This is a genomic window from Metabacillus sediminilitoris, from assembly GCF_009720625.1.
Lineage (GTDB): Bacteria > Bacillota > Bacilli > Bacillales > Bacillaceae > Metabacillus > Metabacillus sediminilitoris.
In genome coordinates, this window is sequence record NZ_CP046266.1 from 4,889,450 (window position 1) to 4,903,945 (window position 14,496).

Sequence of the window (14,496 nt, forward strand, 5' to 3'; positions counted from 1 at the left end):
AATAGTCATGATGTTTCGAAAATTTAAAAAAGGATGTGGACTATGCCATATAAATCTCGTAATGAATCTATAGAATTACTTATCCTGAAGACCTTAAACTCTCGAATCAGTTTATCTGACAAAGACAAACAGTACTATTTCAATCTTAAAAAGGGAAATGAAGGCGAGATATTGTTTGATACATTGACAGATAAGCTTCAGTGTGAATGTTTGATACTGAATGATTTGCTACTCAAACTAAATAACACCATGTTCCAAATTGATGCCCTAGTGATTCTTTCTGATACCATTTATTTATTCGAAGTGAAAAATTATGAAGGGGACTATTATTACGAATCAGATCGATTATATAAGAAGCCCAAATCGGAAATTACTAATCCTCTAAACCAGTTGAGTAGAAGTGAATCATTGCTGCGTCAGTTACTTCAAAACCTCGGATTTAATATACCCATTCATGCTTCTGTCGTTTTCATCAACCCCGGATTCACCTTATACCAAGCACCTCTCAACAAACCTTTCATTTTCCCAGCTCAGGTTAATAGTTATATAAAAAAACTAAATATGATTACTAGAAAGTTAGATAAAAAACATAGGTTGCTAGCTGATAAATTAATTTCACTTCATATTAAAGACTCACCTTTTAAACTATTAACAGCTTATGATTATGACCAACTTCGTAAGGGAATCACTTGTATTAAGTGCACCTCGTTTTCAATTTCTGTGCAGGGGAAAAAATGTGTTTGTGAAGAATGCGGGCACGAAGAAGAGGTTACAGCTGCAGTCATGCGAAACGTAACAGAATTTAAACTTCTTTTTCCTGATCAAAGAATTACGACAAATGTCATTCATGATTGGTGTAAGGTGGTAGAATCCAAAAGAAGGATTCGAAAGATTTTAGAAAGAAATTTTAAAAAAGTAGGAGTTCATCAATGGACCTTCTACGAATAAAAAATTTATTAATCTGGCTAAATTCTTGTTTCTTTTAAACTATGAAGGAGTCTCTCCTTCCTTGGTCTTCATCAAGAACTTTACTCTATCTCACTCGTCGGTTTTAGGCCTTCTTCTCTCGTATGAAAGACCTTTACTCTAACTACTCACCGGATTTGGGCCTTCATCTTTCGTATGAAGACCTTTTTTCTTGCTCACTCGACGAATTTGGGCCTTCATCTCTCGTATGAAGACCTTTTTTCTTGCTCACTCGACGGTTTTGGGCCTTCTTCTCTCGTATGAAGACCTTTTTTCTTGCTTACTCGACGGTTTTGGGTCTTCATCTCTCGTATGAAGACCTTTTTTCTTGCTTACTCGACGGATTTGGGCCTTCATCTTTCGTATGAAGACCTTTTTTCTAGCTCATTCGACGGTTTTGGGCCTTCATCTCCCGTATGAAGACCTTTTTTCTTGCTCACTCGACGCATTTGGGCCTTCTTCTCTCGTATGAAGACCTTTTTTCTTGCTTACTCGACGGATTTGGGCCTTCATCTTTCGTATGAAGACCTTTTTTCTTGCTTACTCGACGGTTTTGGGTCTTCATCTCTCGTATGAAGACCTTTTTTCTAGCTTACTCGACGGATTTGGGCCTTCATCTTTCGTATGAAGACCTTTTTTCTTGCTCACTCGACGCATTTGGGCCTTCTTCTCTCTTATGAAGACCTTTTTTCTTGCTCACTCGACGGATTTGGGCCTTCATCTCTCGTATGAAGACCTTTTTTCTTGCTCACTCGACGGATTTGGGCCTTCATCTCTCTTATGAAGACCTTTTTTCTTGCTCACTCGACGCATTTGGGCCTTCATCTCTCTTATGAAGACCTTTTTTCTTGCTCACTCGACGCATTTGGGCCTTCATCTCTCTTATGAAGACCTTTTTTCTTGCTCACTCGACGCATTTGGGCCTTCATCTCTCTTATGAAGACCTTTTTTCTTGCTTACTCGACGGATTTGGGCCTTCATCTCTCTTATGAAGACCTTTTTTCTTGCTTACTCGACGGTTTTGGGCCTTCATCTCTCGTATGAAGACCTTTTTTCTAGCTTACTCGACGGATTTGGGCCTTCATTTTTCGTATGAAGACCTTTTTTCTAGCTCATTCGACGGTTTTGGGCCTTCATCTCCCGTATGAAGACCTTTTTTCTTGCTCACTCGACGCATTTGGGCCTTCATCTCTCTTATGAAGACCTTTTTTCTTGCTCACTCGACGGATTTGGGCCTTCATCTTTCGTATGAAGACCTTTTTTCTTGCTCACTAGCCAAATTTGTGTCTTCACCTCACCAATAAAGGATAAATAGTTACATTAATAGTGAGTAATTACTCACTTTACGAATAAACTAAAAGATTGTAACATAAGAGTGAGTAATCACTCACTTAATCGAAAGAGGTGGAGAAACTTGAATCATACAGATGCAATTGTCTCTATTCAACAAATCTCAAAAGCCTTTGGAAAACAGCAAGTCTTAGAAGATATTAATCTAGAAATTAATGAAGGCGAAATTTTTGGTCTTCTAGGACCATCAGGTGCAGGCAAAACGACGCTTGTTAAGCAGTTGATTGGTTTGGAGCTTCCAACATCAGGTGATACGTATTTATTTCAGGAAAAAATGCCTTCGTTAAACCTGATTGAAAGAGTTGGCTATATGGCTCAGTCTGATGCTCTTTATGGCGAGCTATCTGCAAAAGAAAATCTTCAATTTTTCGCCTCGCTATATGGCTTAAAAGGAAAAGCACAACAACAAAGAATCAATGAAGTGATGGAGATCGTTCAGCTTACAGACCATCTTTCGAAACTTGTTTCGAATTATTCTGGAGGAATGAAGCGAAGATTATCGTTAGCCATCTCCCTTTTGCATGAACCAGAGCTATTAATTCTCGATGAACCTACTGTAGGAATTGATCCTGTTTTACGGAAAAGCATTTGGGAAGCCTTTTATGAACTTAAGAAAAATGGCAAGACGATTATTGTCACCACACATGTAATGGATGAAGCAGATAAGTGTGATCGTTTAGGATTAATGCGGGATGGCCGTCTTATTGCAATCGGGACACCTGAGGAACTGAAAGAAAAAACAAATTCAGCCACTATTGAAGAGGCATTTCTTGTTTATGGAGGTGCTAAATCATGAGAATAAAAGCACTCGTCATTCGAATATTACGGCAAATTATTCGTGATAAGAGAACAATGGGATTACTAATCTTTGCACCGATCCTTGTTCTAACAATGTTGAATCTCGTTTTTAATGGGGAAGATTATCAACCTAAAGTAGGGTTTGTCGATGTTCCGCAGGCCATGATAGAAAAAATGAACCTGGAAGATGCGACAGTCACTAAATATGAAAGTGAAAAAACAGCGAAAGAAGATTTATCAAATAAAGAGATTGATGGCTATCTATATGTTGAAGGCCAAACTCCATTCATTTTTCTCGAGGGCAGTGACCCTTCTGTAAATGGAGCAACTGTTAAATGGATTCAAACTGCTTTATCGTCTCTGCAAGGAAATGGTGAAACGGCTAGTGAAATAGATGTACATTATTTACACGGCTCCAATGAAATGGGACAGTTTGATTATTTTGGTCCAGTTCTACTCGGCTTTTTTGTGTTTTTCTTTGTCTTTCTGATTGCAGGTGTATCATTTTTACGAGAACGTACAACTGGTACACTTGAACGATTGCTTTCAAGCCCTTTGCGAAAATGGGAAATCGTTATCGGCTATGTAATCGGCTTCGGGATTTTTACCATGTTACAGGCAACGATTATTGCTGCTTATGCCATTTATGTTTTAGGTATGCTGATGGAAGGTGCATTCGGATTTGTGTTGTTAATTACTTTACTCCTTTCCTTAACAGCTCTAACACTTGGTATTTTACTTTCAGCTTTTGCGAATAATGAGCTGCAAATGATTCAGTTTATTCCGATTATCGTTGTACCGCAAATTTTCTTTTCAGGGTTATTTAACTTGGAAACAATTTCAGGCTGGCTTAGCTGGATTGGACCATTAACGCCGCTTTACTATGCTGCTGAAGCATTACGGGATGTGATGGTAAGAGGGTACGGCTGGAACGAAATTTACATGAATCTTCTTATATTGGCTGGATTTTCTCTTGTTTTTATCATCTTAAATGTTTTTGCGCTTAGAAAGTATCGAAAAATTTAAAGGTATTCAAAGCATTTTAACTTCTTTATAAAATCGGTTAAGATTAAGAAAAGCAGAAGTAAACCGATAATGAGTACAAAAATTTCGATATTTTTGTTATCAGATACAAAGGAGCAAAAAATGTCTGAACAAGATAAAATGATAGATGAATTGTTTAACCATGAAGAAGAGCTGACAGAAAAGCAGAAGAAAATTTTAGCTGCTGCGATTGAAGCTTTTGCTGAGAAAGGATTTGCTGCAACTTCCACGAGTGAAATTGCAAAAAAAGCAGGTGTTGCTGAAGGCACCATTTTTCGCCATTATAAAACGAAGAAGGACTTACTCCTCTCGATTGTCGCGCCAATGATGGCGAAGCTAATTGCCCCCTTTGTCATTAAAGATTTTGATAAAGTATTAAAAGCTGATTTTGAAACCTTTGAAGAATTCTTAAGAGCCATTATTGAGAATCGAGCAAAGTTTATCATCCATAACATGCAGCTTTTTCGCATTTTAATTCAAGAGATACCTTTTCAACCAGAATTAAAAGAACAATTTAAAGAGCATATTGCCAAAAAAATATTTACGCGATTTGAGAGGGTTATTGAATATTACCAAGCAAAAGGTCAAATTATTGAAATGCCGACATATAGTGCCATAAGATTGACCATTTCCACGATTTTTGGTTATGTCATCGCAAGATATTTGCTCTTACCTGAAGCAGATTGGGATGATCCCGAAGAAATTGAAAGAACGATACAATTTATTATGCACGGATTATCTCCTAAAAGTGAAATTTAAAGATGAAGGGTAGAAGAATTGTTATCGTATTCTTCTACCCTTCTTATGTCTTCATACGCTTTGTCTTCAAGAGCGAACCTGCTTTTTCATTGGTTTTTGTTTCACCCAATTATTTTCTAATTCATCCTGAACCTTATTCACTAAACATTTAAGATATGTATTTAAATCAAAACGATCATGCTCTACAAAATCAGCTAAAGATACTTTACTTTCTCTTAACATATTTATTTCCTCCTTTTTTATCTTCTTATCTTTATCATTCCCAAACTATCATTCTTTTATACATAAAAAATATAACTTTTTATAAAAAATGGGTCATTTTTGATAGGAAGTGCAAAAAAAGAGGTATTCATCCTTATATATATAGTAGAAGAAATAATGTCTTACGAGGGGCAGGGGTATTTTTTGAACACTGATCAAGCATTTGAAATGTTGAAGGAAGCAGGGGTAACAGATAATATTGAGACGTTTCGAAACTGGCTGCGTGAAGGGAAGATTAGAGCAACCGGATTTACAATCGATGAAGATGCCTTAAATCAATTTATAAATGAGCAGACCATTCCAAATAAAGATGAGTTGATTCGTCAATTAACATTAAAACTTAAAGTACAAGATGCACATATAAAAGGATTAGAAGAACTTCTTGAGAATACAACAAAGCAATTAACAAAGCAAAAAGATCAGTTAAATCATGAAATGATGTTATTAATACATAAGAAAAACAAATTAAAACAAGAATCAATTGATTTATTAAGAGAAAATATTGAATTACGTGATGAAATTATCTCATTAAAAGAAAGACTTGGAAACAATCATGTTGAGCAGGCTGCACTCCCAAACGAATATCGTCAAAAACTCGGACTATCTAAACGGGCTAGTGATAAAGACGTGTTAGCTGGTTTTAAAGAGTTATTAAAACTAGCTCATCCAGATCGAGGCGGCAACGCAAAAATATTTCAATATATAAAAACGGATTATGATGAGTTGAGAAATAAAGTTTAAGGGTAAAAAGACCGGTCGATTATTTTTATAACTCAGATGATGAATGAATCTGAGTTATAAAAATAATCGTTATGTGAAGAAATGATACGTTGAATAAATAACCCATATTAGAATCAGACTCCAAAATAAGAGGATGAAAGACCCAACTATCCAATTTTTAGGTTTACCTTTTTTCATTAACTCATTTGCCTTTTCTTCACAATCCTTTATAGCAAGCTCCGGTATCATTTTTAAAGCAAGCATGACACCTAATGGTACGATAATAAGATCGTCTATAAACCCTAGAATCGGTATGAAATCAGGAATTAAGTCAATTGGACTGAACGCATATGCAACCACACAAATAGCAAATAGCTTTGCATACAAGGGTACTCTATCATCTTTATAAGCAAAATAGAGAATAAAAACCTGCTTCTTCAAATTCTTTGACCAAGCTTTCATTTTTTTTAACAATTTAATTCTCCTAATCTCATTTATTTTATTAAAGTATAGCAAAAGTATTTAATAAGTTCCTTAATCTTAAGGCATTTAGTCATCTAATTAATGAAATAAAAAATGAGAGCCTATCCAATTAGGATAGACTCTAAATCGCTTATTCTTTTAAAATTTCTTACTCAGGCTGCAGTTCCTGTTCTGGTTTTGATGACATTTCGAGTCGATCATTTGTTAACATGAAAGTAAAAATAATCACTAGAATCGCAGGAGCTAAAGCCCACATAAATGTTTGCGCGATTGAACTAGAAAGTGCATCTGTGATTTTTTCCAGGATAGGTTCTGGTATAGCTGCGCGTGCTTCAGGTGATAAAAGTGCTCGCGGATCGTTTGATGCATTCCCCTGAAATGGTTGACCCGTCCCTTCAAATGAGCTATTCATTTTATCAGAAAATAAATTTCTCTGAATAATACCGTAAATCGTAATCCCGATCGTCATTCCAAGCTGTCTTACAAATGAAATGGTTGAATTTGCTGATCCTCTCTGTCTTGTATCCATGTGATGAATTGCTGCCATACTTAAAACAGAGAAAGAAGCACCAGTACCAAGACCAACAATAATCATATACAAGGTTAAATAAAACTTTGGTGTATCAACCGTCAGCGTACCTAGCAGGAAAATTCCAACGATGAAAATAGATGCAAAAACGAGCATCACATTCCGATAACCGATTCTTGATGCAAACATCGCCCCAAGTTGACTGGACACGACGACACCAAGCATCATCGGTAAAAGAATGAGACCAGAATTTGTTGCAGTTCCCCCAGTCACACCCTGAACATATATTGGTATATAGATTGATGCGACAATGAAGGCTATTCCATAAAACAAGCCAACTAGCGTACTAGATCTGAATAATCTGTCCTGAAACATGGTAAATGAAATAACTGGATCTGATGCTTTTTTTTCGGCAATTAAAAACGAAATAAACAAGATGACAAACCCAACAAATAAACCAATAATCGTAACAGAATTCCAGTCATATTCATTACCGCCAAGTTCAAGAGCAAACATTAGACAAACAACTGCACCTACAAGTGTGAAAGCACCAAGCCAATCAATCTTTTGTTTTGCATGCTCTAGTGATTCTTTATAATATTTCAAAATGAAAAAGAATGAAAGCAGCCCAAGTGGAAGATTAATATAAAAAATCCAATGCCAGCTGATGTAGTCTGTGATATACGCACCAAGCAATGGACCAAAAACACTAGAAAGACCAAATACTGCACCAAACAACCCAGTCATTTTTCCGCGTTTCTCCGGTGGGAAAATATCAAAAAGAATAGTAAAGGTGATTGGAATTAAAGCCCCTCCACCTATTCCTTGAATGGCCCGATAAATACTAAGCTGTTCAATGCTTTGGGCGGTACCGCAAAGAATGGAGCCGATTAAAAAGAGCACAATTCCAAAAATAAAAAACCGTTTACGTCCGTACATATCGGATAGTTTCCCAAAGATCGGCATGCCAGCCATCTCAGCTACCATATAGGCAGAAGTAACCCAAATAAATTTATCAAGCCCGCCTAAATCTGATACAATCGTTCCCATCGCTGTAGCAACAATGGTATTGTCCATTGAGGACATTAAGATTGCCAAAAGCAAACCTGCCACAACAAATCCTATATTTTTATTATCTTCTGCTTTCAACTTGTATTCTCCTTATAAATAAAATGATCTTCTTTAACCTCTTCTTGCTCATAATATGACTTTCACCTTCATGTTATCTTTCAAGTCTACATCTACGATCGTTACTCCTTTATGAGCTTTCAAGGATGCTACTAACACACTAAGTGTATTTTTATCCAATGTTTCCGGAATCCATACACTTGCTTTGGGATGATGGTTTGTCATCCTTTTCACTCCATTCCAGAAAACACGTGAACAGATAAGCGATATGCAGCCATTAATAATAAAATAGGGAACTGGTACCGAAAAGTGAAGGCCCTTCTTCGTTTTAATTTTTACGATCATCATTCTTCTACTCAATAACGACGGAAACCTTGTCACCGTTCGCAGATGTCACATCAACGATTTTTCCGTCTATTTCATTGTCAATTGCTTGAAGCAGAAGATCAATATCAATATCCTTTACATACATTTCTGCCTGTGGAACTTTTGAAGCGATTCCTACTCCTGCTTTCAAAACAGCTTTCACTAAATTAATTGGCACATTCACATAAATATTATCTCTTTCAGTAGAGACAACTTGAACTTTAAGCATTTTACGATAATAATCGGAGCTTTTTTCTGACTGATTTTGTGTGTCATCTCCCCTCATTACCTGCAAGAGCTCAGTCGCTTTTTCAACATCTATTTTTCCCTCTTGAACCATCGTCATGACCTTTGCGATTTCTTCTTTCATTATGAATCCTCCCCATCTTCTTTTAACATTTTAATCGCTTCATCAACTGTGATTTCTCCTGAATCGAGCATTGTAAGAACCTTTTGCTTATCCAGTTTATTTTTAGACTGTGTCTTGTATCCGAGTGCTTCAATGATTTCCGTTAATTTTCCACGGACTGTTGGATATGATATAGATAGTTCCTTTTCGACTTCCTTAATGTTTCCCCTGCATTTTATAAAAACCTCGATGAAATCAAGCTGCTCTGTAGCGAGACTTGCAAATTTAGACATCTCAAATTCATTTTCAATCGTTGTATGGCAATGTGTGCAGTGCAACTTTTTTACTTTTAATTTTTTACTGCATACTGGACAATCTGTTATTAGCGGATAAGCCATGATTCTCTCCCTTCCATATATATCTAATTAGATTCTACAATATAACTTAATTATTTCAAGTATTGTTTTAACTATTTTAATTTATTTTTATAAAATGTTTTAAATATTTGTTTTTTGTATTAATTATTTTATATCATGCAGAATTTCAAATTTTGAAAACAGTTGCTACTCTGGTCAACTCTAAAGAATTTAGAGCTTATGAAGGACTGGCAAGATCCTTTCCCCTTTATAGAAAGTGAGTAGCAATCACAGGAATGCCACTCGATTTCACATATAAAGGATTGTCTCTATCAAGAAATTTTATGTGAATAAGAAATCAGAACGATGGTTTAGGACAAAAAGAAAGGACGTTTCTCTAAAAGAGAAACGTCCTTATATTTATACCTTCTCAGGTTTTACTCTCATATTATTTTGTTGTAATACCCGTTTTTGCCAGACGAAAGCAATCGCTAATGTAATGACTAACAGGATAAGACCTAAAATAAATGGAGAACTAATTTGAATATCATATAACAGCCCGGCAAGTGTCGGTCCTAATACATTTCCGATACTCATATATGCATTGTTCATCCCCATCGCAAAACCTTGCTCATTCCCAGCCATTTTTGAAATAAGTGTATTTAGAACAGGACGCAGGATGGATGTTGATAGGAAAATCAATAGTGAGATTCCAAAGAAAAATGCATAGCTTGTTGCAAATAAGGATAGAAGGAAACCAAGTGCTGCTACTCCTAAAAAGATATTTAATACAGTTCCTTCACCATAGCGATTGACAAGGCGGTCAACAACAAATAATTGAACAATAACACTAACAATTCCTGTTGAAGTGAACATAAGAGCAATTTCTTGTGGTGTTGCCCCATATAGATCGTCAACGAAAAGACCGACAACTGATTCATAAGCCATTAAACCAAAGCTCATGACAAGCGTAATAATAAGCGGGATGAAAAATGGCATTTTGACAGAACGAACCATTTTTTTCACCATTGATTCGTTATCAATGTGGATTGCCTTTTCTGCAGATCCTTGCTTTGTCTCACTTTCCTTCAAAACAAGAACAGAGAATAAAACAGCCAAAAGTGATACAAGGGCAGAGACCAAGAATGGAACCTTCAAGCCAAAATCAGCTAAAAATCCGCCAATTCCAGGTCCTATAACAATTCCCAGTGACATCGCCGCTGAAACTAAACTATTGCCTTTAGCACGTTGTTCGAATGACGTAATATCAGCTACATAAGCAAAAATCGCTGGAATAAGGAAAGCTGCTCCAACTCCTCCTATGACACGTGAAGCATATAGCCACCAAATATTATCAAAAGCATAAAAAACAAACATTGACAATGTTAAGCCTGATAAGCCATAAATGATCATGATTCTGCGGCCATATTGATCTGTCCATTTTCCGGCAATTGGTGAAAAGATGAGTTGGGCACCTGCAAAGATAGCGATCATTAACCCTGCAGCTGTTCCCCCTTGATTAATTGATTTTAAATATGCCGGTAAAATCGGGATGATAATTCCGAAGCTTCCGATGGCAATAAACATATTGATCATTAAAATGATCATTTTTTTCCTTTGTTCTGTTGTCATGTATGATAGCCTCTCTTTTCTATTGGATTTCTTTTCATTTGCTTGTTTTTGTTTATAAAAACCAAAAACCTCCTATTCGTCTCTGAATAGGAGGCAAGGTTATATAGCAAAAGGCAAACAAAGCATGACCTTTTATCTATATATGCACATGACTAATCCTATCCAGAAAAGATATCGTTAAAATAGATTAAATTTCTGAATAGGAAAAGAGCACATAATTCCGTATTAAGGGTATAGCAGCCTTAAAAGTACAGACTTATCCTATCCAGGAAACCATTGCGTAATTAACGAATGTTTTTCTTGAAAAAGGATTATAAAATCATGTACTTACTACACCCTTCCATTTTTTGATATCTCTATCCTAAACAATTTACCAAGTATACGTCAAGCCTAAATTTATTCTAAAATATTATTTTAATGTATGACGAAGCATCAAACGTGAGGAATACAAGGAAACGAAGATGGACTACACGTAAATAATAATCGAAGAACAGTACATACTACCATGTGAAACGAACACAATCTAGCCTCTAAATCTCTTATTTGTACGACTCTTCAATCATATCTTCCAAAACAGCTTTGGCAGCATTCGGGTGATACATCTTCTTAATATTATTCCTCATCACTTCTAATGTCTTTTTATCTTCAAGAAGATTCAACACAACTTCTTTCATTTCCTTGTAATCGTTGACGATGACAGCTGATTTTTTCTTCTCAAAAAATAAAGCATTTTCTCTTTCTTGTCCTGGTACTGGTTTATATAAAATGACCGGGACACCTAGTGCTGTTGCTTCCGATAACGTGATCCCGCCAGGTTTCGTAATCATGCAGGAAGAAATTCGAAATAATTCATCAACATTTTCAACATAGCCTAATGGAATAATCGTCTTTGGATACAGTTTAGCGATCGGATCGAGCTTCTTCTTAAGGGTTTCATTCTTCCCGCATACGATGACAATCTGCAGGTTATTCTCTTTCGATAATGATTCACATAATTTATCAACATTTTTTAAAACCCCATGCGCACCAGCCATAATTAAGACGATCTCTCTAGTAGGATCTAGATTGTATTTCGTATATACCCTTGCGTTATTGATTTTTTCACCTTTAGAGTGTTCAAATTGTTCCCTGATTGGGATACCGGTAATTCGTACTTGATTTGGTTTAACCCCTAGTTCCAGAATTTTCTTTTTAACCTGTTCACTTGCGACATAGTATTTATCAATATTTTTATGCACCCATATTTTGTGAAGACAAAAGTCTGTTACCACATTGAATGTAGGAATAATTTCCCCTGTCTTATCGCGATATTCCGGTACAACCATCATCGGAAATGTATTGATAATCATGTCAGGCTTCTCCGTTTGAATCAATTCAGAAAGCCGTTTATAGCCCAATGCATAATATAAATTCATAAAACGTTTGTTATACATTTTATCAACACCATAATAGAATAGTTTATAAAATCGTTTTCCATATGAAAAACTTTTAATATATAAATGTTTTGTTAATTGAGATATGAGAGGGTGGGACTCTTTATATAGTTCAGTTATGATAACCTGCCCAAACCCCATTTTTTCACATTCTTTTTGCAGAGTTTTAGCAACTTGAACATGCCCATTTCCATATTTCTCAGTTAATATTAATACCTTTGATTTACTTACCAACACGTTTGTATCTCCTAACTGTTGAATCTATCTATTCATATCGATCTCAATTGTTAACATAGTGATTATAGCGTGTTTTTCAAAAATTGAAAATATGGAAAAAAATAGTTTTATTCCAATTAACTCGCAATTGTCTTTGAAAGTTTTAGATAAATAGTATCTACGGTTAATAATTTCCTTGTTTTCAATGTATCCTCAATGGGCTCTTGCTCTGTAGTTTTCCTTTGTTGTAATAAATAGGTCTGTAGTTTTCCTTCATAAACAAAACGAACATTTTCAGATTCTATTAAATCATTCGGTTTAACAAGGCATGCTGGTTTATTCTTACATGAAATTCCTCCCCTATTTAAGATCGTTGCCACAAATTCTGAGCAAAAATAAGCATTCTCCCTATTGATTCTTTTATTAAACAGAACACCGAATAGGCCGATGAAATTATATTTATAGTTCTGTTGTTGCCTTTCCATTTCTTGAACAACCTCAAGCATTTGCGTATAGGCAGATTCTGAGATTGAACAGCTATAGATGGCACAAGTTGCTTGTTCAAATAACTTTCCGTTCATATTTTCCTTTACGAATCCTCCGATGAAAGGGTTATAATGACTTTTCCTTCCGAAGCTATACGTATCTTCTAAATAATTTGAAAAAGAAATTGAAGCATGGTTTAATGAATGCTTCGTAAACATTTTTAGCAATCTTGTAAAGATCGTACCTGTATCTGTAAGAATGATATACACTTCCATTAAGATTCCCCCGTTATATAAATGGTAGTAACTAAACCGAATCTCTATATAAAGGATGAAATAATAAAAGGAAATTTTCACTTCATATCGGTCTCATTACTTCTCATACTATCGTCCTATAAATCCTTAAATTGATGAACAATCTCAGGTTTTATTTTCATGTAGGGCTTGAGATGTATTGTTTTGAAATAGATCTTCGAATGGGGTTATATTTTGGGGTGACAAGAAAAAGCGCCTCCTCGTTCATGAAGAAGCGCTTTAAGTTAGTTCAATTAGAAGTGGTTCAGTAAGAGATAGTATCTGATATATCGTATTAGAATAGATAACTAGCCGCTTAATTATCATTTGTATTGGCGGTTAGTTACTTAGAATCTTATTCTTTTACAGCGTGGACATAATGAATCGTTTCAAAAGCAGACAAATAATCTTTCCGATCACTAAAGAAAAAGTCATTTATCCTAGCTGGCGATAAATGCTCATAAATTAGTAAACCTGAATTTTGTAACATTTTCTCGATCTCATAATAAGTGAAACACGATTTCATTGGTTCTCCACTTGCTGAAGCCATTTTTACCATATTTTTAACTCTATTAGACATTCCTTTTTCTTCAAAGAGTTTTTCGTCTGCGTAATCAAAAACTATAGAACTTCCTGATGGGACTTTGGCAAATAAATTATTTATCAAGCTTGAATTTTCCTCTTTGGTTAAATAATAAGAAACACCCAAAAAGCTAAAAAAGGTTTTTTTGTTATCAAAACCTTCATCTATTAGATCTTGAAAAGAAAACATATGGGTAAAGTCCATAGAAACAAAATGTAGATTACTCGGGATTTTAAAATTGGCATGATCCAGTCTTTTCTTTTTAAATTCCTGTGTAGCTGGATAATCAATTTCAAATATTTCTAATCTGTTTTTCAATTCTGGATGTCGGAAACAGAAAGTATCTAAACCGGCTCCAAGTATGACATACTGTTTTAACCCTAACATAATTTCATTTAACAATACTTTTTCGCAATATGCAGCACGAGCTAGGGGTGTTGGAGAAAGCTGGACTTGTGTAATCCATTTTAAAATTTCTTCCGGTTGATTTTGAAACGCTTTAGCAATATCTTCGTTGAAAAACTGGATTCCTTTTATCATATTCTCACTAATGTCTGAAAACTCTTTTTTGGAAATTAGATCTATTGCAACAAAATCATCAAAAATTTTTGGTGTGTCATATTTACTGTGATATGCTCGCCCAAAAGCTGATATGAAGGAAGTTAAACTGGACTCATTAGGGTTCATTATAATTGCCTCCTGTGTAAAAAAATAAGATTCCCCCGGCCAGGAGAATCTTATTAT

At 35.3% G+C, this 14,496-nt stretch carries 15 protein-coding genes; 5 read left to right on the forward strand and 10 right to left on the reverse strand.

Annotated features, from left to right (window positions below):
- Positions 1–42 precede the first annotated feature (42 nt).
- From GMB29_RS23615 to GMB29_RS23630, 4 genes are all read left to right on the forward strand, one after another.
- Positions 43–948, forward strand: a complete 906-nt coding sequence (locus GMB29_RS23615) for a nuclease-related domain-containing protein (protein ID WP_136352477.1) — start codon at positions 43–45, stop codon at positions 946–948.
- A 1,432-nt stretch (positions 949–2,380) separates the two neighbouring features.
- Complete coding sequence (locus tag GMB29_RS23620) at positions 2,381–3,112, forward strand: ABC transporter ATP-binding protein (RefSeq protein ID WP_136352476.1); 732 nt, start codon at positions 2,381–2,383, stop codon at positions 3,110–3,112.
- A complete protein-coding gene (locus tag GMB29_RS23625; protein WP_136352475.1) occupies positions 3,109–4,140 on the forward strand; it encodes an ABC transporter permease in 1,032 nt (343 codons plus the stop codon). The genes GMB29_RS23620 and GMB29_RS23625 overlap by 4 nt, the downstream gene beginning before the upstream one ends.
- Before the next feature lie 120 nt (positions 4,141–4,260).
- Positions 4,261–4,917: a TetR/AcrR family transcriptional regulator gene (locus GMB29_RS23630; protein ID WP_136352738.1), complete on the forward strand. Its 657-nt coding sequence runs from the start codon at positions 4,261–4,263 to the stop codon at positions 4,915–4,917.
- A gap of 66 nt (positions 4,918–4,983) precedes the next feature.
- Here GMB29_RS23630 and GMB29_RS23635 read toward each other — a convergent pair whose 3' ends face one another.
- Positions 4,984–5,139: a hypothetical protein gene (locus GMB29_RS23635; RefSeq protein ID WP_155443937.1), complete on the reverse strand. Its 156-nt coding sequence runs from the start codon at positions 5,137–5,139 to the stop codon at positions 4,984–4,986.
- A 183-nt stretch (positions 5,140–5,322) separates the two neighbouring features.
- On the opposite strand from GMB29_RS23635, the gene GMB29_RS23640 reads away from it, so the two are divergent.
- Positions 5,323–5,919: a hypothetical protein gene (locus GMB29_RS23640; RefSeq protein ID WP_136352474.1), complete on the forward strand. Its 597-nt coding sequence runs from the start codon at positions 5,323–5,325 to the stop codon at positions 5,917–5,919.
- 69 nt (positions 5,920–5,988) lie between these two features.
- Here GMB29_RS23640 and GMB29_RS23645 read toward each other — a convergent pair whose 3' ends face one another.
- The 9 genes from GMB29_RS23645 to GMB29_RS23685 form a co-directional block, all read right to left on the reverse strand.
- Positions 5,989–6,372 carry a YkvA family protein gene (locus GMB29_RS23645; RefSeq protein ID WP_136352473.1) on the reverse strand — a complete coding sequence of 128 codons (384 nt, stop codon included), beginning with the start codon at positions 6,370–6,372 and terminating at the stop codon, positions 5,989–5,991.
- A 157-nt stretch (positions 6,373–6,529) separates the two neighbouring features.
- Positions 6,530–8,059 (reverse strand): MDR family MFS transporter, encoded by a 1,530-nt coding sequence (locus tag GMB29_RS23650; protein ID WP_136352472.1) that lies wholly within the window; start codon positions 8,057–8,059, stop codon positions 6,530–6,532.
- A gap of 48 nt (positions 8,060–8,107) precedes the next feature.
- Complete coding sequence (locus tag GMB29_RS27140; protein WP_196305206.1) at positions 8,108–8,263, reverse strand: hypothetical protein; 156 nt, start codon at positions 8,261–8,263, stop codon at positions 8,108–8,110.
- A 127-nt stretch (positions 8,264–8,390) separates the two neighbouring features.
- Complete coding sequence (locus GMB29_RS23660) at positions 8,391–8,774, reverse strand: SHOCT-like domain-containing protein (RefSeq protein WP_136352470.1); 384 nt, start codon at positions 8,772–8,774, stop codon at positions 8,391–8,393.
- Positions 8,774–9,151: a DUF2089 domain-containing protein gene (locus GMB29_RS23665; protein WP_136352469.1), complete on the reverse strand. Its 378-nt coding sequence runs from the start codon at positions 9,149–9,151 to the stop codon at positions 8,774–8,776. Before GMB29_RS23665 ends, GMB29_RS23660 begins: the two co-directional genes overlap by 1 nt.
- Positions 9,152–9,529: 378 nt before the next feature.
- Positions 9,530–10,741, reverse strand: coding sequence for an MFS transporter (locus GMB29_RS23670; protein ID WP_136352468.1), 1,212 nt, complete (start codon positions 10,739–10,741; stop codon positions 9,530–9,532).
- Between the two features lie 539 nt (positions 10,742–11,280).
- The gene (locus GMB29_RS23675; protein ID WP_136352736.1) at positions 11,281–12,408 is read right to left on the reverse strand and encodes a diglucosyl diacylglycerol synthase; all 1,128 of its coding nucleotides are present in this window, start codon (positions 12,406–12,408) and stop codon (positions 11,281–11,283) included.
- Between the two features lie 119 nt (positions 12,409–12,527).
- A complete protein-coding gene (locus GMB29_RS23680; protein WP_196305207.1) occupies positions 12,528–13,151 on the reverse strand; it encodes a hypothetical protein in 624 nt (207 codons plus the stop codon).
- A gap of 373 nt (positions 13,152–13,524) precedes the next feature.
- On the reverse strand, positions 13,525–14,439 hold the full coding sequence (locus tag GMB29_RS23685; RefSeq protein WP_136352467.1) for a class I SAM-dependent methyltransferase: 915 nt from the start codon (positions 14,437–14,439) through the stop codon (positions 13,525–13,527).
- Positions 14,440–14,496: the final 57 nt, after the last annotated feature.

Excerpts from the sequence above, each read along its gene's own strand:
- GMB29_RS23625 (WP_136352475.1), top strand. The coding sequence starts at position 3,109 with ATGAGAATAAAAGCACTCGTCATTCGAATATTACGGCAAATTATTCGT.
- GMB29_RS23660 (WP_136352470.1), bottom strand. The coding sequence starts at position 8,774 with ATGAAAGAAGAAATCGCAAAGGTCATGACGATGGTTCAAGAGGGAAAA.
- GMB29_RS23630 (WP_136352738.1), top strand. The coding sequence starts at position 4,261 with ATGTCTGAACAAGATAAAATGATAGATGAATTGTTTAACCATGAAGAA.
- GMB29_RS27140 (WP_196305206.1), bottom strand. The coding sequence starts at position 8,263 with ATGACAAACCATCATCCCAAAGCAAGTGTATGGATTCCGGAAACATTG.
- GMB29_RS23635 (WP_155443937.1), bottom strand. The coding sequence starts at position 5,139 with ATGTTAAGAGAAAGTAAAGTATCTTTAGCTGATTTTGTAGAGCATGAT.
- GMB29_RS23665 (WP_136352469.1), bottom strand. The coding sequence starts at position 9,151 with ATGGCTTATCCGCTAATAACAGATTGTCCAGTATGCAGTAAAAAATTA.
- GMB29_RS23670 (WP_136352468.1), bottom strand. The coding sequence starts at position 10,741 with ATGACAACAGAACAAAGGAAAAAAATGATCATTTTAATGATCAATATG.
- GMB29_RS23680 (WP_196305207.1), bottom strand. The coding sequence starts at position 13,151 with ATGGAAGTGTATATCATTCTTACAGATACAGGTACGATCTTTACAAGA.
- GMB29_RS23685 (WP_136352467.1), bottom strand. The coding sequence starts at position 14,439 with ATGAACCCTAATGAGTCCAGTTTAACTTCCTTCATATCAGCTTTTGGG.
- GMB29_RS23615 (WP_136352477.1), top strand. The coding sequence starts at position 43 with ATGCCATATAAATCTCGTAATGAATCTATAGAATTACTTATCCTGAAG.